The sequence below is a fragment of the Maricaulis sp. genome (assembly GCF_048270265.1).
Lineage (GTDB): Bacteria > Pseudomonadota > Alphaproteobacteria > Caulobacterales > Maricaulaceae > Maricaulis.
The window spans coordinates 21,933-45,825 of sequence record NZ_JBLWTD010000010.1 but is presented as its reverse complement, the minus strand read 5'-3'; the positions used below and the strand labels follow the sequence as shown (position 1 = coordinate 45,825).

At 63.9% G+C, this 23,893-nt stretch carries 16 protein-coding genes and 1 tRNA gene; 11 read left to right on the top strand and 6 right to left on the bottom strand.

From position 1 onward, the window contains the following. Positions 1-9: 9 nt before the first annotated feature. Both ACN0YF_RS07435 and ACN0YF_RS07430 read left to right on the top strand, forming a co-directional pair. Positions 10-1,884: a cation:proton antiporter gene (locus tag ACN0YF_RS07435; protein WP_417493892.1), complete on the top strand. Its 1,875-nt coding sequence runs from the start codon at positions 10-12 to the stop codon at positions 1,882-1,884. A 105-nt stretch (positions 1,885-1,989) separates the two neighbouring features. Beyond that, entirely contained in the window at positions 1,990-3,558 is a 1,569-nt protein-coding gene (locus tag ACN0YF_RS07430; protein ID WP_417493891.1) for a L,D-transpeptidase family protein, read from the top strand. 55 nt (positions 3,559-3,613) lie between these two features. Here the strand turns inward: ACN0YF_RS07430 and ACN0YF_RS07425 are convergent, their stop codons facing one another. Continuing rightward, positions 3,614-3,754, bottom strand: coding sequence for a hypothetical protein (locus ACN0YF_RS07425; RefSeq protein ID WP_417493890.1), 141 nt, complete (start codon positions 3,752-3,754; stop codon positions 3,614-3,616). Between the two features lie 134 nt (positions 3,755-3,888). Between ACN0YF_RS07425 and ACN0YF_RS07420 the strand changes: the two genes are divergently transcribed. From ACN0YF_RS07420 to ACN0YF_RS07390, 7 genes are all read left to right on the top strand, one after another. Continuing rightward, positions 3,889-5,049, top strand: a complete 1,161-nt coding sequence (locus ACN0YF_RS07420; RefSeq protein WP_417493889.1) for an OmpA family protein — start codon at positions 3,889-3,891, stop codon at positions 5,047-5,049. Between the two features lie 214 nt (positions 5,050-5,263). Further along, positions 5,264-6,550 (top strand): cystathionine gamma-synthase family protein, encoded by a 1,287-nt coding sequence (locus ACN0YF_RS07415; protein WP_417493888.1) that lies wholly within the window; start codon positions 5,264-5,266, stop codon positions 6,548-6,550. 77 nt (positions 6,551-6,627) lie between these two features. Beyond that, entirely contained in the window at positions 6,628-7,896 is a 1,269-nt protein-coding gene (locus tag ACN0YF_RS07410; protein WP_417483159.1) for a hydrolase, read from the top strand. A gap of 16 nt (positions 7,897-7,912) precedes the next feature. Continuing rightward, positions 7,913-8,929 (top strand): arginine N-succinyltransferase, encoded by a 1,017-nt coding sequence (locus ACN0YF_RS07405; protein ID WP_417483160.1) that lies wholly within the window; start codon positions 7,913-7,915, stop codon positions 8,927-8,929. Between the two features lie 4 nt (positions 8,930-8,933). After that, a complete protein-coding gene (astD, locus tag ACN0YF_RS07400; protein WP_417483161.1) occupies positions 8,934-10,379 on the top strand; it encodes a succinylglutamate-semialdehyde dehydrogenase in 1,446 nt (481 codons plus the stop codon). A gap of 20 nt (positions 10,380-10,399) precedes the next feature. Next, entirely contained in the window at positions 10,400-11,740 is a 1,341-nt protein-coding gene (gene astB, locus ACN0YF_RS07395) for an N-succinylarginine dihydrolase (RefSeq protein WP_417493887.1), read from the top strand. Positions 11,741-11,827: 87 nt separating this feature from the next. Then, entirely contained in the window at positions 11,828-12,253 is a 426-nt protein-coding gene (locus ACN0YF_RS07390) for a response regulator (protein ID WP_417493886.1), read from the top strand. Here the strand turns inward: ACN0YF_RS07390 and phhA are convergent. The 3 genes from phhA to ACN0YF_RS07375 form a co-directional block, all read right to left on the bottom strand. Beyond that, positions 12,250-13,131 (bottom strand): phenylalanine 4-monooxygenase, encoded by an 882-nt coding sequence (gene phhA, locus ACN0YF_RS07385; RefSeq protein ID WP_417483164.1) that lies wholly within the window; start codon positions 13,129-13,131, stop codon positions 12,250-12,252. The two genes, ACN0YF_RS07390 and phhA, sit on opposite strands and share 4 nt — an antisense overlap. Positions 13,132-13,289: 158 nt before the next feature. Continuing rightward, complete coding sequence (locus ACN0YF_RS07380) at positions 13,290-14,543, bottom strand: beta/gamma crystallin-related protein (protein WP_417483165.1); 1,254 nt, start codon at positions 14,541-14,543, stop codon at positions 13,290-13,292. Between the two features lie 159 nt (positions 14,544-14,702). Next, positions 14,703-16,811: an AsmA family protein gene (locus ACN0YF_RS07375; protein ID WP_417493885.1), complete on the bottom strand. Its 2,109-nt coding sequence runs from the start codon at positions 16,809-16,811 to the stop codon at positions 14,703-14,705. A 150-nt stretch (positions 16,812-16,961) separates the two neighbouring features. Between ACN0YF_RS07375 and ACN0YF_RS07370 the strand changes: the two genes are divergently transcribed. After that, positions 16,962-17,738, top strand: a complete 777-nt coding sequence (locus tag ACN0YF_RS07370) for a M48 family metallopeptidase (RefSeq protein WP_417493884.1) — start codon at positions 16,962-16,964, stop codon at positions 17,736-17,738. Positions 17,739-17,846: 108 nt separating this feature from the next. Then, a tRNA-His gene (locus tag ACN0YF_RS07365) sits at positions 17,847-17,923 on the top strand. Positions 17,924-17,937: 14 nt separating this feature from the next. Here ACN0YF_RS07365 and ACN0YF_RS07360 read toward each other — a convergent pair. Both ACN0YF_RS07360 and ACN0YF_RS07355 read right to left on the bottom strand, forming a co-directional pair. Then, a complete protein-coding gene (locus ACN0YF_RS07360) occupies positions 17,938-20,574 on the bottom strand; it encodes an EAL domain-containing protein (RefSeq protein ID WP_417493883.1) in 2,637 nt (878 codons plus the stop codon). A 271-nt stretch (positions 20,575-20,845) separates the two neighbouring features. Continuing rightward, positions 20,846-23,797 carry a S8 family peptidase gene (locus tag ACN0YF_RS07355; protein WP_417493882.1) on the bottom strand — a complete coding sequence of 984 codons (2,952 nt, stop codon included), beginning with the start codon at positions 23,795-23,797 and terminating at the stop codon, positions 20,846-20,848. Positions 23,798-23,893 lie beyond the last annotated feature (96 nt).

The following is a 23,893-nucleotide window of genomic DNA, read 5'->3' as shown; positions in this document are numbered from 1 at the left end:
GTAACGGACATGGAGACATTTCTGCTGCAGGCGGCCATCTATCTCGGGGCCGGCGTCATTGCTGTGCTGATTGCGCATCGGCTCGGGCTCGGCTCCGTGTTGGGCTATCTGCTGGCCGGGATCGCGATCGCGCCGCTGCTGGACATGGTCGGCTCGCACACCGAAGACGTGCAGCATTTCGCTGAATTCGGTGTCGTCATCATGCTGTTCCTGGTCGGTCTGGAATTGCAGCCACGCCTGCTCTGGGACATGCGGGTGCGCCTGCTCGGGCTGGGCGGTCTGCAGGTCGTGGTGACGGCGCTGGCGCTGGGCGGCGGTCTCGCGGTCGGCATGGACTGGCGCGTCGCGGTCGCGCTCGGCCTGATCCTGTCGCTCTCCTCGACGGCGATCGTGTTGCAGACGCTGGGTGAAAAGGGCTGGCTGCGGAGCGAGGGCGGGCAATCGGCCTTCTCGGTCCTGTTGTTCCAGGACGTGGCCGTCATTCCCATGCTGGCCCTGATGCCCTTGCTGGCGTTGAGCACGGGGACGGGGGAAGTGCCGGTGGCGGGCAGCCTGGCGCTCGAGGCCGGCGGCGAGGCGCCGGTCGGCGCCGAGAACCTGATCCAGCATTTGCCGGCCTGGGGGCAGGCCCTGGTCACACTCGCGGCCGTCGCCCTGGTCATCCTCGTCGGGCGCTATCTCACCCGGCCGGCATTTCGCGCCATCGGCCGTACGGGCCTGCACGAAATCTTCTTCGCCGCCGCGCTACTGCTGGTGATTTCGATCTCTTTGCTGATGGGCTGGGTCGGGCTCTCGGCGGCGCTGGGAACCTTTCTGGCCGGGGTGGTTCTGGCCGACAGCGAATACCGCCACGAGCTGGTCAGCGTGCTCGAACCCTTCAAGGGCCTGTTGCTGGGCGTCTTCTTTATTACGGTCGGGGCCGGGATGCAGTTCAGGCTGCTGGCACAGGAACCGGTCCTGATCCTTGGCCTGCTGCTGGCGCTGATCCTGGTGAAGGGCGTGATCCTGTGGGGCCTCGCGGTCGCCTTCCGGATCCATGGCCATGCGCGCTGGCTGTTCACCTTCTCCCTGGCGCAAAGCGGCGAGTTCGGCTTCGTGCTGCTGACCTATGCCGTCGGCGTGCGCGTCCTGCCCGACCATGTCGCCAATATCACCGGCCTGGTGGTGGCGCTGAGCATGATGGCCACACCGCTGATCATGATCGTGTTCGAGAGATGGGTCTCGCCGCATGTCACCCGCAGCCGGGGCGCGCCGCGTGAGGCGGACCAGATCGAGGAAGAGGCGCCGGTCATCATCGCCGGCATGGGGCGCTTCGGGCAGATCGTCCAGCGTCTGCTGGTGATGGACGGCCAGCGGCCGGTCGTGCTGGATAATTCACCGGCGCATATCGAGAGCCTGCGCAAATTCGGCATCCGGGTCTATTACGGCGATGCCCTGCGTCCGGGCCTGCTCGAGGCAGCCGGGATCAGCCATGCCCGCCTGCTGATTGTCGCCACCGACAACCAGGACCGCGCCATCGAACTCGTGCGGCACGTCAAGCAACGCTATCCGCAGGTTCGCGTCATCGCGCGCGCTGCCAGCCGGGAACATGTCTACCGCCTGCGCGCCGCCGGTGCCGACAGTGCGGTTCGCGAGCTGTTCGGCTCCTCGCTCGAAGTCGGCCGCCAGGCGCTGGAGTTTCTGGGCCGGTCATCGGAACAGGCGGAACGCAAGATCAAGGCTTTCGCCGCGCATGATGAAGAAAGCCTGCAGCAATTGTTCGAGGTCTGGGATGCCGATACAGACCTGTTCGATAACGAGGCCTATATGGAACGCGCCCGGTCGCGGGTTGTCTCGCTCGGCGAGCTGATGGCCGATGATGCCGAGGAACAGCTCGAGCACTGAGCCGGTTGGTGCCTTCCGGCCGGGCTGACAGGCCGGAGCCGATTCGGCTTTCGGCGATGGACGAATATCGTTAACCTGCGCGAAAGGTTCTGGGAGGGGCCGTTCGTGTTTCGGGTTTTAGGCTTTCTGACACTGCTCTGGCTGAGTGCGGCCGGCCGCCTGGAGGCGGCGGGTGATGATGCGCGCGAGGTCGCCGCGACGCCGGCGCCGGCGAGTATGTCTGTTCGCGCCCGCAGCCAGGCCGGGTGGAGCGAAACAGCTATCGAGCAGCTCGCGATCACCCTGTTCGACGCGCCCAGCCACGGCCTGCCCAGTCTTGATGATACCGCCGGGCTCCTGCTCGACCGGACCGTGCCGCTTGAGCGACGCGCCGGATTGGCGACCGAGGCGTTTTTCCGTTTCGGCGGCTGGCTGCGCTACGGACTGACCGATGCCGAGACGCACGAACTCAATGTGCTCGATGAGACCGAGCGGGCCGAGCTGGGCGCGGCGCTGAACCGGGCCCTGGCCTCGGACCGGGTCGGTGAGGCGCTGAACGCGCTGGCGCCCGATATCGGCGGGTATCAGATCCTGCGCGCCGAAATGTTGCGCCTGATGGCTTTGCAGCCGATCTGGCCGGGGATCGACCCCGGGCCGTCGCTGGCGATTGGCGACCAGGGCGAGCGGGTCGACCAGCTCCGGGCCCGTCTGGCCGCTGTCGGCCTCTATCGCGAAACCTGGCAGGCAGGAGATGCCTTTGACGTGCGGCTCGAGACGGCGGTCCGGCGGTATCAGGGGCGGGCCAATCTGTCGCCCTCGGGTCAGATGGACCAGGCGACCCTGCGCCACCTCAATATCACGCCGCGCCAGAGGTTGGCCCAGTTGCGGGTCAATCTCGAGCAGCGCCGCTGGCAGTCCCGCGATCCGGGGCAGCGTCATATCCGGGTCAATCTGGCGGATTTCACCCTCGAGGCCTGGGAAGACGGGCAGGTGGCGCGGCGACATGAGGTCATGATCGGGCGCCAGGTCAGTTCGACTCCGGAGTTTTCCGAGGACATGCAGTATGTTGTCCTTAATCCCTGGTGGGGCATTCCGGGTGGGCTGGCCCGCACCCGGTTCCAGTCCTTCCGGCGCAATCCCGGCCTGGCTGCCCAGCTCGGCTTCCGGATCTATGACGCCCAGGGCCAGCAGATTTCCGTTTACGAGATCGACTGGAGCCGTTGGGGGCGGGACTGGCCCTATCGCATGTCGCAACCGCCCGGCAGCAGCAATCCCATGGGGGAGGTGAAGTTCATCTTCCCAAACAGCCACAACGTCTACATCCACGACACCACCGAACGAGACCGTTTCTCCGAGACGCGGCGCGATTTCTCGGCGGCCTGTGTCCGGGTGCGCGATCCGCTGGTGCTGGCCGAGTGGGTGTTGAGCCGGCAGGAGGGCTGGGATGGTGACGAGATCGAGCGGGTGGCCGCGGGCAATACGCCGACAGTGGTCTGGCTCGATGACCGGATCCCGGTCCACATCAATTACTGGACGGTTGTCGGCGATGCCGATGGGGAGGTGCGCTACCTCAACGACCTCTATCATCGTGACGGTGCGGTCATCCGCCAGTTCGAGCTGGCCTGGTCGCAAGTGACCGGATCGGGCAGCGAGCGATTCGCCGGCCGCAGCGGCGCGGCGGCCTCGCTGCGCTGACGATTCCGGGGCTGGACGGGCGGTGTGTGGCGTCTGGAGTGACGTCCTCACGCCATTACACGCTCTGGATGTTGATGCGCTGCAGCATCCGACGCGAGCGGGCCTGGGCCGCCACCGAGCCGGTGCGAGAGAGGCTGAAGCCAAGCTGTGACAGGCCGGGGACCGAGCCCTCGCGCGGCTTTCCCCTGGTTGTCATGCCCAGCTTTCGCCGCAAAGGTGTAGCGTCTCTGCAACGGCGTCAGAAATTTGCACCGATTGCGTGTTTTTTCGGACTTCGCGGTGGCGAAGCGAGACGGTTTGTTATATTGAATTGAATGGGAAATATCCGGAGTGGGTGTTTTCGAGTTTTCCGGAACGATTCCGGAAATACACTTTCACACCAAGGAGGCGAAAGCCTCCGGAGGGGGTATGATGAAAAAACGGCTTTTTACGGCGGTTGCCGTCGGAGCCTTCCTGGCAGCGGCTCCTGCGTCGTTCGCTGACGAAGGCTGGTATGGTCGTGGCGCTGTCGGTTACGGCGGCCCAGGCGACACCGATGTTTCTGGTTCGCTGAACGGCGAAATCAATGGTGAAGGCAATTGGCGCGAAGCCGTTGCTCTCGGCTATGAGTGGGCTGACGGCTTCCGTTTCGAAGGCGAGCTGGCTCACCGGTTCAATGATACCGGCGCTGTTGGTTCCTTTGAGAACAGCGACAGCAAGTTTCAGATCTGGTCGCTGATGGCGAACGCCATTTTCGATTTTAATCCGAATGGCTCCTACCATCCTTACGTGGGTGTCGGTGTCGGCGTTGCCGAAACCAATGGTACGCTCGCTGGCTGGTCTGCGGGCACGATGCCTGTTGCTCCGACTGCGGCTGACTATGTCGTGTCGACGGACAGCGACAACCCATTCGCCTGGCAGGTTATGGCCGGTGTTGGTTGGGACCTGACCGAGCGTCTGACCCTGGATACCGAATACCGGTATTTCTCGGCCGGCGGTTCGGATTATGACCCAGGCGTAAGCGTTGATGCGCTCGCCGGTCATGAGGCCTGGATCGGTCTGCGCTATGCTTTCGCAGCGCCACCGCCACCACCGCCACCACCACCGCCACCACCGCCACCACCACCACCGCCACCGCCACCGCCACCACCACCGCCACCAGCGGTCGTGTGTAACGATGTGCAGTTCCCGGTCTACTTCGAGTGGGATCGTGCGGACCTGACGGATCAAGCACGTGCAGTTATCGCACAAGCTTCGAACCAACGTGGTTCCTGTGGCGTGACGCGCGTTTCGGTTGCCGGCTTTACGGACCGTTCCGGTGCAGCATCCTACAATGTGGGTCTGTCCGAGCGCCGTGCCCGCGTTGTTCGTGATGAACTGGTTCGCCTCGGCGTCCCGGCCAGCACGATCTCGCTGGAAGCCTTTGGCGAAACCCGCAATGCGGTTCAAACGCCAGACGGTGTGCGCGAGCCGCTCAACCGTCGTGCAGAAGTGATCATCGTCCTCAACTAATCCTGAGGCTGATGTGAAAAATCGGGCGGTCCGGCATATTGCCGGGCCGCCCTTTTTTTTGGAAAAATCATGCCGCAAAACCGCGAAACCGGGGCTGGACGGCAGGCATTTTTCGGGGGTGCGAGGGCAGACTTGACCCGGGCGAGAAGCTGGTTCTAATCGCCCGCATACGCAGCGGGGCGGCCCCGCCACGCGCGATTTCGAGGACCTTCCGATGAGCAAACCTGACAAGCCCTACCGCAAACATTCCGTGGCCGGCCACACGCTGAGCCCCGAGACCCAGATGATGAGCTATGGCTATGATCCCAAGCTCTCGGAAATGTCGATCAAGCCGCCGGTCTTCCTGACCTCGACCTTTGCGTTCGAGTCGGCTGAAGCGGGCGCGTCCTTCTTCCGCGTTGCCCTGGGGCAGGCGCAGGCGGGTGACCCGGAATCGGGCGGCCTGATGTATTCCCGCTTCAACAATCCCAACATGGAAGTGCTTGAAGACCGTCTGGCGCTCTATGACGGAGCCGAGGAGGCCGCCGTCTTCTCGTCAGGCATGGCCGCAATCTCGACGACGCTGATGGGGTTGGCCCATGCCGGTTCGGTCATCCTGCAGTCGACGCCACTCTACGGCGGGACTGAAAGCCTGTTGCGCAAATTCCTGCCCAATTACGGCATCAAGACGGTCGATTTCTTCGCGGCCGCGACGGAAGCGGAAATCCGCGAGGCCGCCGAGGCCGCCATGGCGCTCGGTCCGGTCTCCGTGATCTATACCGAGACCCCGACCAATCCGACCAATGATCTCGTGGATCTGGCGGCCTGTAACCGCATTGCCGACATGATTGCCGAGAAGCAGGGCACGCGCCCCTGGATCGTGGTCGACAATACCTTCCTCGGCCCGGTCGGCCAGGCGCCGCTGAAACTCGGCGCTGACGTGCTGGTCTATTCGCTGACCAAATATGTCGGCGGCCATAGCGATCTGATCGCCGGTTCGGCGCTGGGCAAGTCCGAGCCGATGGCGCTGGTGCGGGGCCTGCGCGGCTATCTGGGAACCAATCTCGATCCGCACACCTGCTGGATGCTGCTGCGCTCGCTCGAGACCGTGAAGATCCGCATGGATGCCGCCGCCCTCGGTGCTGCGAAGGTCGCTGCCTTCCTGCGCGATCATCCCAAGGTCGAGCGGGTCCGCTATCTCGGCTTCCTCGGTGAAGGCAATCGCGATGCTGACGTCTTCAAGGCGCAATGCACCTCGGCCGGCTCGACATTCGCCTTCGATCTCGCTGACGAGGCCAGCGCCTTCCGCATGCTCAATGCCTTGCAGGTGATGAAGCTCGCCGTCAGCCTGGGTGGCACCGAGACGCTGATCTGCCATCCCGGTTCGACCACGCACCGCGGTGTCGATCCGGAATTGCGCAAGCGACAGGGCTTCTCCGAAGGTCTGGTCCGGGTTTCGGTCGGGATCGAAAACCCTGACGACCTTATCGCCGATCTGAAACAGGCCCTCGACAAGGTCTGAGGTCCGGAATTGGCCTGGCCCCGGCGGATATGTCCGCCGGGGCTAGACCGCCCGTTTTAAACAAGTATCACTGGGCCATGCAAAATCCACTGGAGCTCAATGCCGACGAGCGTGCCGTCCTCGATTGGGTCGATACGCGCAGTGATGCCATGATCGAGACCGTCAAGGCCTGGTCGGCGATCAATTCGGGCAGCCGCAATCCGGAGGGGCTTGAGCGCATGCGCTCCTGCCTCGAAACGGCGTTTGGCGAGCTTGATGATGCCCGTATCGAGGCAGTCGAGCTGAAGCCCTCGACGGTTGTCGAACCGGATGGCCGCGTTCACGAACAGCCCTACACGCCGTCCTTCCGTTGCCGCATCCGGCCGGAGGCACCGATTCGCATCGCCATGACCGGGCATCACGATACGGTCTTTCCCCTCTCGAGCGCTTTCCAATCCACGACCTTGTGGGACGAAGACACGCTGAACGGCCCCGGTGTCGCCGACATGAAGGGCGGGATACTGGTGATGCTGCATGGCCTGCTCGGTCTGCAGCGTTCGCCCTGGAAGGACCAGATCGGCGTCGATGTCCTGATCAGTCCCGATGAGGAAATCGGCTCGCTCGGCTCGGCCCCGGTCTTGGCGGAGATCGGCGCACGCGCCGATATCGGCATGACCTATGAGCCGGCCCTCGCCGATGGCTCCCTGGCCGGTGCGCGTAAAGGGTCTGGGAACTGGTCGCTCAAGCTTTCCGGTCGCGCCGCCCATGCCGGCCGCGAACACCATCTCGGCCGCAATGCGCTTGCCGCCGCCTGTGCCTTCGGCCTCGAGCTGGACAGCCTCAATGGCCGCCGCGAGGACGTGACCTTCAATCTCGCCCGTATCGATGGCGGCGGTCCGCCGAATGTCGTGCCCGACAACGCCGTTGTGCGTTTCAATATCCGGGTCAAGACCGATAATGACCGCATCTGGGTGCTGGCCGAACTCGAACGCCTGCTGGACATGGTGCGCATCCGCGACGGCATCGCCGCCGAGCTGCACGGCGGTTTCACCCGCCCGCCCAAGCCGATGAGCGCCGCCAATGCGAAGATGTTCGACTGGACCCGCGCGGCCGGGTCGAGCCTGGGGCTCGATATTCGCTGGCAGGATACGGGTGGTGTCTGCGAGGGCAATAATCTGTGGGCGGCGGGCTGTCCGAATGTGGATACGCTCGGTGTGCGCGGGGCCGATATCCATTCGGACCGCGAGATCGTGAAGCTTTCGAGCTTTGCCGAACGGGCCAAGCTTTCCGCCGTGATGCTGATGAAATTCGCACGCGGTGAATTCGATGCGCGCGAGGCCCGCGCGCTCGTTCAACAACAAGACTGACTATTCGGGGAAAACAATGCTGATCGTACGTGCCGCCAAGGCATCTGACATTGATGCCATGAGCCGTCTGGCTGAAGAAGCCGGGACCGGTTTCACCAGCCTGGCCGTCACGCGCGATGTGCTGGCTGAACGGCTGGAGAAGTCGGAAGCGGCTTACCTCTCCACGCCGAAGGGCCAGACCGAGGACACCTATCAGCTGATGCTGGAGGATACCGAGAGTGGCCAGATCGTGGGCTGTTCCGCCATCAAGGCGATGGTTGGTGTCTCCAAACCCTATTGGGACTTCAAGATCATTACCATTGCCCAGCATTCGGTCGACGCCCAGCGCCGCTTCGACATGGACGCGATGCTGCTGGTCAATGACTTCGCCGGTTCCACCGAAGTCGGAACACTCTTCGTCTCCGAGGCCGGCCGTGGCGGCGGGGCCGGGCGCCTGGTCGCCCAGTCGCGCTATCTGCTGATGGCCGCCGCGCCGGAGCGCTTCGGCGAGAAAGTGCTGGCGGAATTGCGCGGCGTGGTGCTCGATGATGGCTCCTCGCCGTTCTTCGATTATGTCTCGCGGCCCTTCTTCCGGATGGATTTCGACGAGGCTGATCGCCTGAGTGCCTCGACCGACAACCAGTTCATTCTCGATCTCGGTCCGCAGCATCTGATCTATGTCGATCTCTTGCCGCAATCGGTGCGCGATGTGATCGGCAAGACCCACCGCGATGGCGCCGGGGCGATGAATCTGTTGCGCTGGGAAGGCTTCCACTACGACAAATATGTCGACATTTTCGATGGTGGTCCGCTGGTCTCGAACTGGACGGAGAATATCCGAACCCTGCGCGAGAGCCGCGAAGTGACGGTGCGGGCCGCGACCACGGCCGGTGGTGTTGAAGGTATCCTGTCGACCGACCGGCTGGAGGATTTTCGCACCTGTGCGGTCGAGGCGGTCGATGATGGTGACGTGCTGGGCATCTCCTATGAGGTGATGCAGGCGATGGATTTGCGAGACGGAGAGCGCGCCCGGTTCTGGCGCCGGCAGAGGTAAGATCATGAACTTCATCAATGGAAACTGGCGCGACGGCCAAGGCGCTACCTTCACCTCGACCAATCCGGCTGACGATAGTCTGGTCTGGCAGGGCGGTGCGGCCAGTGCCGCTGAGGTCGCCGAGGCCTTTGCTGCCGCGCGCGCAGCCTTCCCGGCCTGGGGCCGGACATCGCTGGCCGAGCGGATTGAAGCGGTTCAGCGCTACAAGGCCGAGCTGGAGAGCCGGCGCGACGAGTTCGCCGATCTGATCGCCCGCGAAACCGGCAAGCCGCTGTGGGAAACCGCAGGTGAAGTCGGAGCGATGATCGGCAAGGTCGATATCTCGATTGCCGCCCATGCTGCGCGCACCGGCGGCTATGAATCCGACACCGCGTTCGGCTTTGCCCGCATGGCGCACAAGCCGCTCGGCGTGATGTTCGTGCTCGGGCCGTATAACTTCCCGGGGCATCTGCCCAATGGCCATATCATCCCGGCCCTGATTGCCGGCAATACGATCGTCTTCAAACCCTCGGAAATCACGCCCGGAGTCGGTGAGGCCATGGTCCGCGCCTGGGATGCGGCCGGTCTGCCGGCCGGGGTGATGAACATGGTCCAGGGTGCGCGCGAAACCGGCGCCGCCGCGCTGGATAATCCGGAGCTCGACGGTGTCCTGTTCACCGGCTCCTGGGGCACGGGCAAATTCATCCATGAGAAATTCGCCGGCCGCACCGGTATCCAGCTCGCGCTCGAGATGGGCGGCAATAATCCGCTGGTGATCTGGGATGCGGCCGATGCCCGCGCTGCCGCCAGCATCGCCGTGCATTCCGCCTTCATCACCGCCGGACAGCGCTGCTCCTGTGCCCGACGCCTGATCGTGCCGCGCGGCGAGCAGGGTGATGCGATCATCGCCGCCATCGTCGATTTCGCCGACCGGCTGACGATCGGCAAATGGAATGACGAGGTTCAGCCCTTTATCGGCCCGCTGGTCTCGGCGCGTGCCGCCCAGGGTGTGCTTGATGCCCAGGAAGCGCTGATTGCCCTCGGCGCCACGCCGCTGCGCAAGGTCGAGCGCGTCGCGCCCGGTGATGCCTTCCTGCGGCCTGGCCTGCTGGATGTCACAGGCATCGAGGTGCCCGACGAGGAAGTGTTCGGCCCCATGCTCCAGGTCACCCGCGTTGCGAGCTTTGAAGACGCGATGCAGGCGGCCAACAATACCGCCTACGGCCTCGCCGCGGGACTGGTGTCCGACAGCCGCGATCTGTGGGAACGTTTCTGGGTCGAGAGCCGCGCGGGCATCGTCAACTGGAACCGGCCGACCTGCGGTGCCGCCTCCAACATGCCGTTCGGCGGTCCGGGCCAGTCCGGCAATCTGCGCCCGAGCGCCTACTACGCCGCCGACTATTGCGCCTTCCCTGTGGCCACCCAGGCCGCTCCGGAACCGGAATTCATGGCGATCAAGGGCGTCGACTGATGCTGGAAGAGGGCCGGGCCATGACTGCGATTGAAGCCAATTTCGACGGTCTGGTCGGGCCGACGCACAATTATGGCGGCCTCTCCGAGGGCAATCTTGCCAGTGCGCGCAGCGAAGGCCTGGCGTCCTCGCCGCGCGAGGCGGTGCTGGAGGGTATCGCCAAGATGAAATCCCTGGCCGATATCGGTCTGGTCCAGGGCGTGATGCCGCCGCATGAGCGGCCCTTCCTGCCGCTACTCAAGGCGCTCGGCTTTTCCGGCAGCGATAGCGCGATCATCGAAAAGGTCGGACGCGAGGCACCGCACCTCCTGCGGCGCGCCAGTTCGGCCTCGGCCATGTGGGCCGCCAATGCCGCCATGGTCTCGCCCTCGGCCGACAGCGCTGACGGGCGTGTGCATTTCTCGCCGGCCAATCTCATGACCACCGGGCACCGCGCCATCGAGGCGCCGCAGACCCGCCGTGCCCTGGCACGGATCTTCGCTGACACCGGGCGCTTCTGCGTCCACGAGCCCTTGCCCTACCAGTCGGACTTCGCCGACGAGGGCGCTGCCAATCATGTCCGCCTGTGCGAGAGCCATGGCGCGGCCGGCGTTGAATTGCTGGTCTGGGGCCGCGATGCCGCAACCAGTTATGAGGGGCGTTTCCCGGCTCGCCAGACACGCCAGTCCTGCGAGGCGATCGCCCGGCGTCATCGCCTCGATCCGGCCCGCACCGTGCTGGTGCAACAGTCACGCAAGGCGATCGAGGCCGGAGCCTTCCATAACGATGTGGTCTGTGTCGGGACCGGCACCTGCCTGTTCTATCATGAGCAGGCCTTCGAGGACCGCGACGGTGCCGTTGCGGCGATCCGTAAGGCCGCCGACGGGTTGTTCGAGCCGGCGTTCGTGGAAGTGCCGGCCAGCGAGGTCTCCCTCGACGACGCCATCACGTCCTACCTGTTCAACTCGCAACTGCTGCAGATCCCCGGTGAGGACCGTCTGGTCCTGCTGGCCCCGGAGGAGACCCGCGAAAACCCGGCCACCCGGGCCTATTGCGACCGGCTGGTGGCGGGCAATGGTCCGATCGGCGCCGTCCGTTTTGCCTCAGTGCGCCAGTCCATGCGCAATGGCGGCGGCCCTGCCTGTCTGCGGCTGCGCGTAGTGCTGACCGAAGCCGAGCGCAACGCGCTTTCGGGCAATGTGCTGATGACGCCGGCCCTGTTCGAGGCGCTCAATGCCTGGGGCAACAGGCATTATCGCGAGACCCTGCTGCCGGCCGATCTGGCCGATCCGAACCTCCTGGTGGAGAGCCGGGAAGCGCTTGATGCGCTGACGGATTTGCTCGATCTGGGTACGGATTTCTATCCGTTCCAGCGTGGCTGACCCATCCTTGGTAAAGATATCGGCACACTCACCCCGAATCAGGTTGTCATCCCGCCGTGCCAGTCACGGTCGCAATGGGGAAGATGCTTGAGCCAGATCGTTCCGTTCATATTGCTTGATGATGATCCGGACGAACACTTCCTGTTCCGGACCGATCTCGAGGATGCCGGTTTCGATCTGGACATCCATTGCTTCATCCGGCCGGACGATGCCCTTGGACACCTGTCGGCCCATCCGGGCGGTCCGGTGGTCGTGCTCACCGATATCGGCCTGTCGGGGGCTGATGCCATCGACTTCATCTGCCAGGTGGTGGTGAGTGCCCCGGACGCGGTGATCGGAGTCTATTCCGGTGCGCAGAACCCGGACACGGAAGCCGCCTGCCGCGCGGCCGGGGCGAGTTTCTATATCGTCAAACCGATCTCGGACGCCAAGCTTGAGAGCGTGGTTGCGGCGAGTGGGGTGCTCACCGTCGAAACCCTGTCCGACGGCCGGCGCCGTCTGGTTTCCGCCTAGAGCGCTTCTGCCTTGGCCAGCAGGCCGCCGGCGAGGGCATATTCCTGGCTGCCGCGGCTATAGACCTTGTCGCCCTCGAGGAGTTCGGTCGGCTTGAGTTCCGGCTGGCCGCGCAGGCGCTTGTAGATCGACTCGAAGTCCTGATAGGTCGCTTCCATCAATTCCTCGAAACTGTCGATCACGAAATAGCTCTGCTGGAAGTCATCATAGCGATAGTCCGTGCGCATGATCCGCTCGATGTCGAAATGGATGCGGTTGGGCGAACGCGCCTCCAGGCTGAAGATCGATTCGGCGCGCGAGGAGACGATACCGGCCCCATAGATCCGCCGGCCTTCGGATGTGTTGATCAGGCCGAACTCGACCGTGTACCAGTAGAGCCGCGTGATTTGCTGGATGGCGTCGAAGCCGATCGAACGCAGTCCGCCGCGGCCATAGGCGGCCATATAGTCGGCAAAGACCGGCAGGCTGAGCAGGGGGACATGGCCGAAGACATCATGGAAAATGTCAGGCTCGGGCAGATAGTCGAGCTTTTCACCATCCCGGATGAAACGGCCGGACACGAAGCGCCGGTTGGCGAGGTGTTCGAAAAACTCCTTCTCCGGGATCAGGCCGGGCACGGTGACCACGGTCCAGCCGGTCAGGGCCTCCAGCTTCTCGTTGACGCGCCGGAAATCGGGAATGCCGCCCTCATTCAGGTTCAGTAATTCCAGTCCCTTGAAAAACTCCGGCACCGCCCGCCCGCCGAGGACTTTCATCTGGCGCTCGTACAGCGTCGTCCAGATGGCGTGTTCCTCGCTGGTATAGCGATCCCATTTTTGCTCGATCGTGAAGTCTGCGGCCGGGGTCTGTTCGGCGACGACCGGGTCATTGACGGGCATGGCGGTTTTCCTGATCGCGATTTAGTTTCGTTTGTAACCAAATATACGCCGCATCGGCCGCTGGTGAAATGATTGATTTGCATTGCGCAGCAGATCGCAAAACGCCGCCCCCGGTGGCGGGGACGGCGTTGTCGCAATGCAGGTCTGCCGGCTCTGGATCAGTTAGAGCACAGCAGGTCCACGAGTGGGGCGCACTGGCCGTCACGGCATTCCTGGTTGGCACCGATATACCAGGTGCGGCTGCGGGAATAATTCTCAACCGAGAAGTGGACGGCGCGGCTATAGCCGGCAGCGCGGCAGACCCGCCGGGCCACTTCCTCGTCGCAGAACCGTCCGCCGGCACCGAGGCAATGATCGACACCCATGCCGTTCACTTCGGGACGCGCGAAGAAGGTTGTGTCGACACCACGAACACCGCCGCGCACATTCATGCCGCGATCTCCGCCCGGTCCGGGATAGCCGGCACCGCCGCCAGGGCCAGGATAACCGTTGCCCGGCTGGCCATAGGTGCCATCGACCCGGCGCAGAGAGGAGATCGTGTTGCGCAGGTAATAGCGCGTCAGATCCTCGACGCTGTCGCCCTCGAAATACTCGCAACGGCCACGATAGTCGGCATGCTCACAAGCCTGCCAGGTCTCGCCTCGGGCAACAGCGAGGCTGTCGGCACGGTCATTGAAGCCGATACGGTCGAGATCGGGATTGCTCTGCTGGATGTCGACGCGCTGACCGGTGAAGTTCTGGCCGTCAAACAGCCAGACCCCGTTGCGGGGTTGTGGCCCGTTATTGCCGCCAGGGCGGCCGGGGCCTCCGGGGTAGCCGTTATAGTCGGGCGCAGCCGAGCTGATCCGGCCGGCAAGGCCGCCCCGGATCGTTGGAAGGTCACCATCGACCTGCATGCACGGGGCGCCGTAATTGGCATCGTCACAGACGCGCCAGCTGCTGCGGCCGCTGTGGCGGATCGATTGAGTGGCGTCGTTGAAACCAAGACGCGAAAGGTCGGCCTGGGCTTCGTTGAGAACGACAGCGCGGCCGGTGAAGTTGGGGCCCGAATAGAGCGTCAGCGATTCCCCGCCAGGCCGGCCGCCAGAACCGGCTTGCGGCAGGATCGGGCGCAAGGCGGTGTAGATATTGTCGTAACGGCCAAGATTGGCTTCATTGCCCGTATAGGTGAAGCACCCGCCATCGTAATTGGCATCGACGCACAATTGCCACTGGCCCGAAACGATCCGGATGGAGCTGGTGCGGTCATTGAACCGCATTGCGGACAGGTCGCTGACCGCGCGATTGATCGTCAGGCTCTGGCCCTGAAAATTCGGCTGGTCGTAGAGAATGATCTCCTGGGCGTTTGCGGCGCCCGCCGTGCCTGCGAGCACGAGGGCAGCCATGGCAGCCAGTCGGTAGCGTAACGTCATCGGTGATCTCCGTGGGATAGGAATGACAAGTGTACTGCGAGTAACCTGCCGCAGGGAAGCTGAACCCGCCTTCACCGGGCAATTCATTTATCGTTCAGGCTCGGCCAGCCGCACGCTCCGGGGTCGCGGGCAGCGCCGAAGGGCTGCCCGCGCCAGGGGCTAACGTCCGCCATTTCCGTCATCGGCTCCGTCATCCGGCTCCGGGTCCTGTGTCTGGCGACCGCGATTGAACAGGCCCCGCAGCAATTGTTGCGCCGGGTCCTCATCGGTTGCCGGGGCATCGGAGTCGGTGCTGGAGCCGGTATCGACGCCCAGCGCGTTCAGCAATGTATTGCGAACCGCTTCTTCCGGTGTCGTGGCCTGGCCAGACGAGCCGCCCAGCGCATTGGAGATCGCGCCGGTCAGAAGGGCCTGGCCCACCGCTTCGGTATCGACGCCCACCGAGACATCATTGAAGGTGCCGCGGATACGTACCGGCACCGTGATGCCCTGCAGGTCGCGATCACCGCCCTGGCCCTGGATCGAGGCAACAGCGCGGGGTTGCAGGCGGTAGTCCAGGGTCTGGTCGGGCAGATTGGCCCAGCCGGCCCCGGTGACACGCAGCAGGGGGCTGAGCAGCAACAGGTCCTGGTTGGTCAGCCGTCCGGCCGAGGCGCTGAACGTGCCGGTCAGGGCCGAGAAATCGGTTTGGGCATTGTCGCCCGTCGCCGCCGGCGTTTCCGAATCGCTGGAGCTGGCATTGCCATTGCCCGAGACGAAGCTGCTCACATTGCGAATGGTCTGGGCGATATTGATGCCGGTGATCGCGCCATTGGCGAAGCTGAACTCCCCGTTGCCGGCGAGGCTTCGCATGATCGCAGCCTGGCTCTGGCCCGAGGTGCTGAAGGCAAAGTCGACCGCGCCGGTCCCGCTCAGGCGGTCAAAGCCGGCAACGGCATCGAGGAAGGGCTGGGCGTCCAGCCCGCTCAGATCTGCGCGCAACGAGTAGCTCGGAGTGGCGCTGCGGGCATTGACCACGAGCGATGCCGAGCCACTGCCCTCATAGAGCGAAATCTGCGTCAGATTGGCTTCCATCCGGCGGTTGGTCAGCTGCAGGCGCAGGCTCGCATCGCTGACCTCGATCTCGCGGAATTTGAGCAGGCCGACGGTCAGGCGCAGATCGGCGTCGACGAGGCCGAGGCCTGCGAAATCGATCGGGGCCTCACTCCAGGGCTGGAGGTCGGCCGTATTGGCCGGCGCCTCGGCAGGGGCGTCTGGCAGGAAGGGCGTCACATCAACGGTGGCGAGCGTGAGTGCGCCGCTCAGCGCCGGGCGCGCTGCGTCCAGATTGACCGTCACATTGCCCGAGCCGGACACGTCATCCAGCTGGATGGAATTGGCGGTGAGGGCGATGTGCCGCGGATCTCCGGCAATCCGGCCCGAGGCGCTGAAGCGCCGCAGGCTGTCGCCCGCGGGCATCTCCACGCCGGCAAAGGTGGCCAGATTGCGGATCGAAGGTATGACGGTGCTGAAGGCGCCGTCCATCGACAGGTCGGATGATTCGAGGAAATTGCCATCGAAATGGGCGGTGATCAGATTGCCGCTGAGGTCGACCAGGAGCCCGGTCTGCCGGCCTTCGAAGAAGTCGCGCAGCGAAGCGACCCGGGTGCTGAACGTGATGCGTTGGCCATCGGCATTGAGCGAACCGTCGAGCTGGATGGGCCCATCCAGCGACGGCATGCTCGTCACGAGGTTGAGGCCCGAAATGTCGTGGCTGTCGGTGCCGTCGCTATAGCTGATATACCCATTCTCGATCCGGACATCGCCGAAGCTGGCCTCCAGGGGCAGGGCGCCGGGGCGGCGGAAGCCGTCCGAACTGGCGGGCGCGGGTGGCGGCGCGGCGGCATCGGTCAGCGTCCAGTTATTGCGCGTGCCGCGTTGCTGCAGGCGAATTGTCGGGTCGATCAGCACGAATTCGGCGATTTCGATCCGCCGGGAGAGCAGGGGCTGCAATTTCACCGCGACCCGCATCTCGCCCATTTCCGCCAGCGGGGCGTCGCCGAATCCCTCTGCATTGGCGATCGACACGGTGCTGGCCCGGATCTCGATCCGCGGCAGCAGGCTCAGATGCAGTTCACCGCCCAGGGTGATGTCGCGGTGCAGGGCTTCGCTCGCCGCCAGCTGGACGCGCTCGCGATACATCGAGGCGGGGATAACGAAGGGGAGAATGATCGCTGCGCCAATGACGAGAACGATCAGTACGAAAATGACTTGCAGCAGGCGTGTCATGGGACGGTACTCCGGATCGGGTTGTACTGGACGCTGCTCCCCCGGCCCGAAAAGAGATTTCGGGCGAGACGGTGGCGCGCGGCTGCGATAGTCTTACGGTCAATTGGCAAAAAACCGAAGAGGGAGTCGGGGGCGATGACCGGAAATTCCATGACATTGATGCGACGTCGCGAGATTCTGATCGGACTGGCGGCCGGGACCATGATCCCGTTCGTCTCCGGTTGCGCTGAAAATGCGGCATTGGGGCGGACTCAACTGATGCTGGTCTCTGATGCCCAGCTTTCGCAATTGTCTGCCCAGGCCTGGCAGGAAAGCCTGCAGCGCGAACGTGTCTCGCGCGATCCGGCCTATACCCGGCGGCTGGACCGCGTCGGTCAACGCATCGTCAGTGCGTCGGGACAGACCCATCTCGACTGGGAGTTCGTGGTGTTCGACAGCGACATCGTCAACGCCTGGGTTCTGCCGAACGGCAAGGTCGGGTTCTACAAGGGGATTCTCGACCTGATGGAAACCGACGACCACGTCGCAACCGTGATGGGTCATGAGATCGGGCACATTGCCGGGCGCCACTCCGCCGAGCGTGCCAGCCAGCAGATGGCGGCACAGATCGGACTCAGCCTCGTCACTTCGGCGCTCAACAGCAATGCCGACATCGCCTATAGTGACCAGCTCGGGGCGGCACTGGGCATGGGGGTCAGCCTCGGCATTATCCTGCCCTATTCGCGCCAGCATGAGTACGAGGCCGACCGGCTGGGAATCGATTACATGGTCGCAGCCGGTTATGATCCGCGCCAGGCGATCGACTTCTGGCTCGCCATGTCGACCACCCATGAGGGCGGTCAGCTGGAGTTTGCATCGACCCACCCTTCGGACGAGCATCGCATCGCAGCGATGCGCGAACACATGGCCGCGAGAGGCTATGTCTGAGGATGGCTGAAGTCCGCCTGTAAATGGGCTGATTGCATGGTTGCCACCGCCGGGCGGTGGCGCTAGTTTCCCGCGCCTTACGCCCTGTCGAACAGGTGCGTACCCGGTGCCGCCTTAGCTCAGTTGGTTAGAGCGCTAGAATGTGGATCTAGAGGTCCCCCGTTCAATTCGGGGAGGCGGTACCATTCCTCTTTCTTCTTCAGCCGCGGGTAGAACCCGTCGCAGGTGGAAAACCTGTCTGGCGCCAGGCTTCCTCGGTGATCTCGGGTGAGACAACCGTATCGGCATTGGCGTCGAGGAAGTCGATCAGTGCGGGCAGGGGCATCGCCTTGGCGAGCACATATCCCTGGGCCCAGTCGCAACCCATCAGTTTCAACAAGGCCAGGGATTCGTGCGTCTCGACGCCCTCGGCGGTCATCTCCAGACCCAGCCCGTGGGCGAGGTCCGAGGTCGACTTGACCAGCATCCGGTCGCGTTGCGATGAGGCCATGTCGGTGACGAAGGCGCGATCAAGCTTCAGCTCATGGCTGGGCAGGGTCTTGAGATAGGCCAGGGAAGACAGGCCGGAGCCATAGTCGTCGATCGCCAGCTTGATTCCCGCCGCGGCCCATTTCTCGAGATTTTCCAGCGCCCGTTCCGGATTCTGCATCGCTGCGGTTTCCGTCACCTCGAAGGAAATGCGGCCAGCGCCCCGGCTGGCAATGCGCAGGGCCAGGGTCGCGAAATCGGGATCGGAGATCAGGGAGCCGGAGATGTTGACCGCCAGGCTGACATTGTGGCCGGCCTTCCGGAGAATTTCCTGGTCACGGACAACCTGTTCGATCGACCACAAGGTGAATTCGCGGATATGCCCGGTCTCTTCGGCAAGGGGGATGAAGCTGTCCGGTGTGCGCGGACCATGATCGGAATCCGTCCAGCGGCACAGTGCTTCGGCCGCGTGGTAGCGTCCCGAGGCGAGGTGCAGTTTTGGCTGGTACTGCATTGCCATATCGCCATTGCGCGTCGCCGCGATCATGCGGCTCATCAGTGTCAGGTTCTGGTCCGGATCACCAAAGCGGACGGCATCGAAGATCGCCGAGGTGCTTGAGGTTTCGCGCGCCTGGTCGACGGCGATAATGGCATTCTTGACGCATTCCTCGCCAACCGTGCCCGCATACAGGCCGGCGGTGACGGCGACGTCGATATCGACGCCGTCAAGGGTCACCGGGCTGTTGAAGCAAAGGCGGATCTGCTCCGCCGCCGGCAGGACCGCGTCGGCGTCGGGCACAGCGATAACGACACCGAGCATGTCGGGGCCCAGCGCTGCGACCATTTCAGCACCCAGATGGGCGCGGATCCGCTCCGCCATGGCCAGTTTCAGCTGGGCCGAGCGGGCAAAGCCCAGGGCGATCTTGAGATGCTTGAAACGCTCGATGCCCAGGGCGATCAAGGTCACCGGATGGCCGGTCTTGAGGGCCTGTCCGGCGATGGCGCGTTCGACGGCCGGGCGCGATGGCAGACCGGTCTCGATGTCTTCATAGAGCGCCTTTTCGAGCACCAGCTGGCGCTCGCGCGATGTGCGGTGGCGGACATAGATCAGCAGCAGGACAACGAGGGCGAGCACCAGCATGGCGCTGACGCCGATCAGCCGCTGCCTGGCGTGGGAATTCGCCAGTTGCAGGTCTTGCTGTGAGCCTTCCAGGCGCAGCTGCTCGATGCGCATATTCTGTTCGGCATAGTCGAACTGGGCGGCCAGCAGGCTGGTATTGGCAGAGGCTGCGACTTCGCGCGCCTCGTCATCAAGCCGCTTGAAGGCGCGCAGGTGTGGCACGGCTTCATTCCACAGCGTCAGCGCCTGGTAGATATCGGCGGCTGTCGCATGGAATTCGGTGAAGCTCTGCGTCGTGTCGCCGAGGGAAACCCCGTCGAATGTGTGGGCGATCTCGCCGCGAGCGCGCTGCAGGTCGCCGCGCTCATAGGAAATCTGCGCGCGCGTTCCCCAGAGGAAACGGCTCCACTCATTGCTGGCTGAATTGTCGATGATGGCGAAGGCCTCATCAATCGTCCCGCTCGCCGCATCAAGCTCTCCGAAGGCGACCTGGAGCGAAGCGATATTGTTCAGGATCCGGGCCTGCAGAGTCGGGCTGCCCATGTCCTGCGCGAGCTGGCGCGCCCGCTGGAAGTGTTCGAGAGAGACCTGGTACTGGCCCAGTTCACGATAGGTATTGCCGAGATTGTTGTTGGCCGCGAGATCGAGCGCCGGATCGCCGGGATGGCGATTCATCGCGTCGACATAATAGCTCTCGGCGCGCCGGTAGCGGTGGGCGTCATTGTAGATCGAGCCGATGGACTGCAGCACGATCGACTCGCTGCGCGTCTCGCCGATCGCGCGGTAAACCTCGTAGGCACGCTGATAGTTTTCGAACGCCCGGCCGTATTCGCTGGTCACCTTGTCGATGCGGCCCAGGGAAACGAGAATGTCGGCAAACAGTTTGGTTGGCGCCGGATTCGGCCCCAGGCGTTCCAGTGCTTGCTGCGCGATCGGCCTGGCTTCGACCGGCCGTCCGAGCCGGGTCAGCGCCTCGGATTTCAGCCATCCGATGGTTGCAAAATCCAGATTGGCCTCGCTCGAGTCCTGATGGGCTGCGAGCAGCGCTTCGGCGGTGGCAATATGGGCCAGCGCCAAATTCGGATTGGCCATCATATTGGCGCGTGCGGCGGCAATCTCGGAATCAAAGGTGATCAGCTCGACGCTTGCCGTCTCGATATCGGGTTCGAGTGCCTGCACCGCCGCAGCCGGGCTGGCCAGGAGGAGGAGGGCTGTAAGCGCGCTTGCGGGGATACGCCAGATGCTCATGACGTGACATCCCGGATCGCGGTGATGATGGGACAGCTATTTTCGTTGACGCGGGGCATTTCTAATCCTGACAACGGCTGGTTCGACCTCGTATCGCTATCAAGTTGCAGGAAAAAGATTAAATTCGCGCGAACAGGCGCGTCGCGTCCCGAGCTGGCAGGCGTGGACGGCCCGGCGGCCGGTTTGGGGGAGCGGTTGTTGCAGACGAGTTCCGCCGTCCCGGCTGTCGGGACGGCGGCAGTCTTTCACCGTGAGGCCGCGCTGGCAGCCATCAGAATTCCAGGCGGAACCGGGCTCCGGTGGCCATGCCGGCCACGTCCTGGGTGGAGGTTTCACCCGCCAGTTCGGCGCGGGTGAAGAGGCTCATATCGGCCCGGCCGTCAAGGAGCGGCCTGGCGTAGAGGAGCTCGGCATAGATCGGACGCTGGCCGCCGAGTTCCCAGTACTGCAGGTCGGTCCCCAGCTCGCCGGTCGTGCGATCGACCACCATGGTCGAGCTGTATTCGAGCGCACCGGATTCCACGTGCAGCGGCTGGATCAGGCTGAAACGGATCGCATCCCGGGCCCCGAGCACGCCATCACGCCGTGCGGTGAGCTGGAAGGCGCTGGAAACGGTGCCATCGGGCAGGCTCAGCAGGGAATCGTCGAAGCTGGCGGCGCGGGTGCGGGCCAGTGTGGCGGAACTGCTCAATGTCACTGCGAGCGGCAGACGCGCTTCAGCGCCGATCGTCAGGGCGTCGGTGGTCGCGCCGCCCTCCAGGCCGAGGCCGTCGCTGCCCTGGGCACCGAGCAGGCCCGTGGCTTCCTGCAGACCGGTATAGCTGACCTGCACCGTCAGGTCGCGATGAACGTCATGGCTGAGGCTGGCGAGGACTGCGGTGGCTTGGTAGCCGGATATGCCTTCGACCAGGGCTTGCTCTTCGCCGCTGAACGGATTCACGAACAGGTGCTCGTCCCGGGATGTCGTGACCCCGATGGCGAGGCGCGTGTGTGTACCCAGCGGGAGGGTCGACAGGGCGTAGGCGCCGCCGGAGGCGAAGCCGAGCACAGGATTGACGCCGCCGGTTTCCGGACGGTGATCAGAGAACAGCCCGAAGCCGTTCTGCGCGTTCAGCGCCATGGCACCTTCGCCGGAACCGATGCGCAGTTCGCGCCCGGTTTCGGTGTCGCGGAAGCTGAGGCTGGTCTGGAAGGGCAGGCCGTTGGTTGTGACCGGTGCCCGCGGATCAGACGCTGCAGCAATGCTGGTGATCTGGAAGCGGCCATCGGCCGAGAGCTGATGCACCGTATCGCCTGTATCATTGAACTGCCGTCCATTGACGAGCCACCAGGTGCGTTCGCGCAGATAGGTCTCGGCATTGGCCCGCCGGTTCCGGTCGCGGCTGGAATTGTCGAACATCAGGTCGGCGACCGAGATTTCGAAATCGCGATAGGTGTCACCGATCGGCTCGAAAACGGTCACGGTATTGTCGTGCGGCGAGCGGAAGGACAGCCGGCCGGTGGCCAGTGACAGCACGTCGATCGAGCGTTCGCGGTAATGCCGGCTGCGGCCCCTGCCGCGATTCGAGCGTTCCAGGTGTACCAGGTTCGTCATGTCGAGCGGTGACATGGCGGCGTCGATATCGAGCAGGCCCCAGCCATAGACTTCATCAACGCCGGGCGCACCGAGATCCTCGGCCGAGAACAGCAGCAGATCTGCCACGTTTTCCGCCTCGAGCCAGCTCCAGCGGCCCAGAACGAGCGCGGCCGCGCCGGTCACCAGCGGTGCCGAGAAAGACGTGCCCGTGACCCGGGTGACATCTCCGTCGCCATCAAAGGCCAGCAGCAATTCACCCGGGGCGACCAGGAAGCGGTCCATCAGGCGAGAGCCGGTCCGGCATTGGCCGCGCACGGTCAGACAGGCCGTGCCTGGGCGGTTGGAGAAGGCGGAAATCCGTCCATTGGGGTCGACCGAGCCGACGATCAGAAGATTGTCCAGCGTCCGGACCCCGGTCCAGTCGAGGTCGGTGGTCTGGCTGAGCCCGTCATTGCCGGCGGCGACGACGAGCAGGCTGTCACCGGTGGCGCGAGCGACCTGCCAGTCGCTGAAAACGCGGCCCCATTCCTGGTGCAGGGTCCAGCCGGGAATGCCCAGTGACAGATTGATGATGTCGGGGCGGGACTGGGCGAGGCTCAGGAGGCCGGTGCGCACTTCGTCCCAGTTTGTACTCATCGTCTCGTCAAAGGGATCATATGTGCTGAAGTCTGCATCGGGTGCGACACCCATGATCCCCTGGCCATCATGAGGAGCGCCGATCAGGCTGGCGACTGCGGCGCCATGATTGAAGACAGGATTGCGGACCGCCAACGAGCGGGCACCCAAGACTTCGTCATGCTGGAAGCTGAAGTCGAGCAGGCCGACCATGACGCCTTCGCCACCGCCGGTCGCCTGGGACAGGGCCGGAGACCAGTTGATCGCCGGCATCCAGTGGTCGACACGATCAGTGCCGGTGAAGTTCATCAGGCCATCATAGAAGGCCAGGAAGAAGGCCGAGCGCTGGTCGGCGGAAACCTGTTCGAGTGAATCCGGATTGGACGGGTCAATGCCGTAGCGGGCGAGCAGTGTCTGCAGGAACTCCCGGCGGAAGGATTGCCCGGTTTGCGATTCCACGGCTGTTCCGAAGATGGCTTCGGCCTGGCCGAACAGGTCTTCCAGCTGGGCGGCCAGGGCGGCGGCATCACCGGTGAAGGGGTCGATATCACCCCAGAAGGCATTGATGTCGCCCCACAGCGGTCCGACTTCGCCCCAGAAGGCGCTGATATCGCCGTTGAAGGGATCGATGTCGCCGTGGAAGGGATCGATATCTCCATGGAAGGGATCGATATCGCCCCAGAAGGCGCTGATATCGCCATTGAAAGGATCAATGTCGCCCCAGAAGGGGCTGATATCGCCCCAGAATGGCGAAATATCCCCGTAGAAGGGGTTGATGTCCCCGTGGAAGGGATTGATGTCGCCATGGAAGGGATCGATATCGCCGTGGAAAGGGTCGATGTCGCCATGAAACGGGTCGATATCCCCGTGGAAGGGATTGATGTCGCCACTATAGGGCAGGATGAATTCCGAGCCCGTGCTCGCCGGCGCACCGTCCTGGTTGTCCGTCGCCAGTGCAGCGGGGGCGAGGAATGAGCCCACGGACGTGGTCAGCAGCAGCGTCGCAGATGTGCGCAGCAGGAATTTTTTCATGTCGGCCCCGTTCAATAAATTGCCCCGTACCGGAACGACCATGCCGGTTTATGTGTAACGTTCGCCTAACGAGGATGGTTAATGGATGCTCAATCC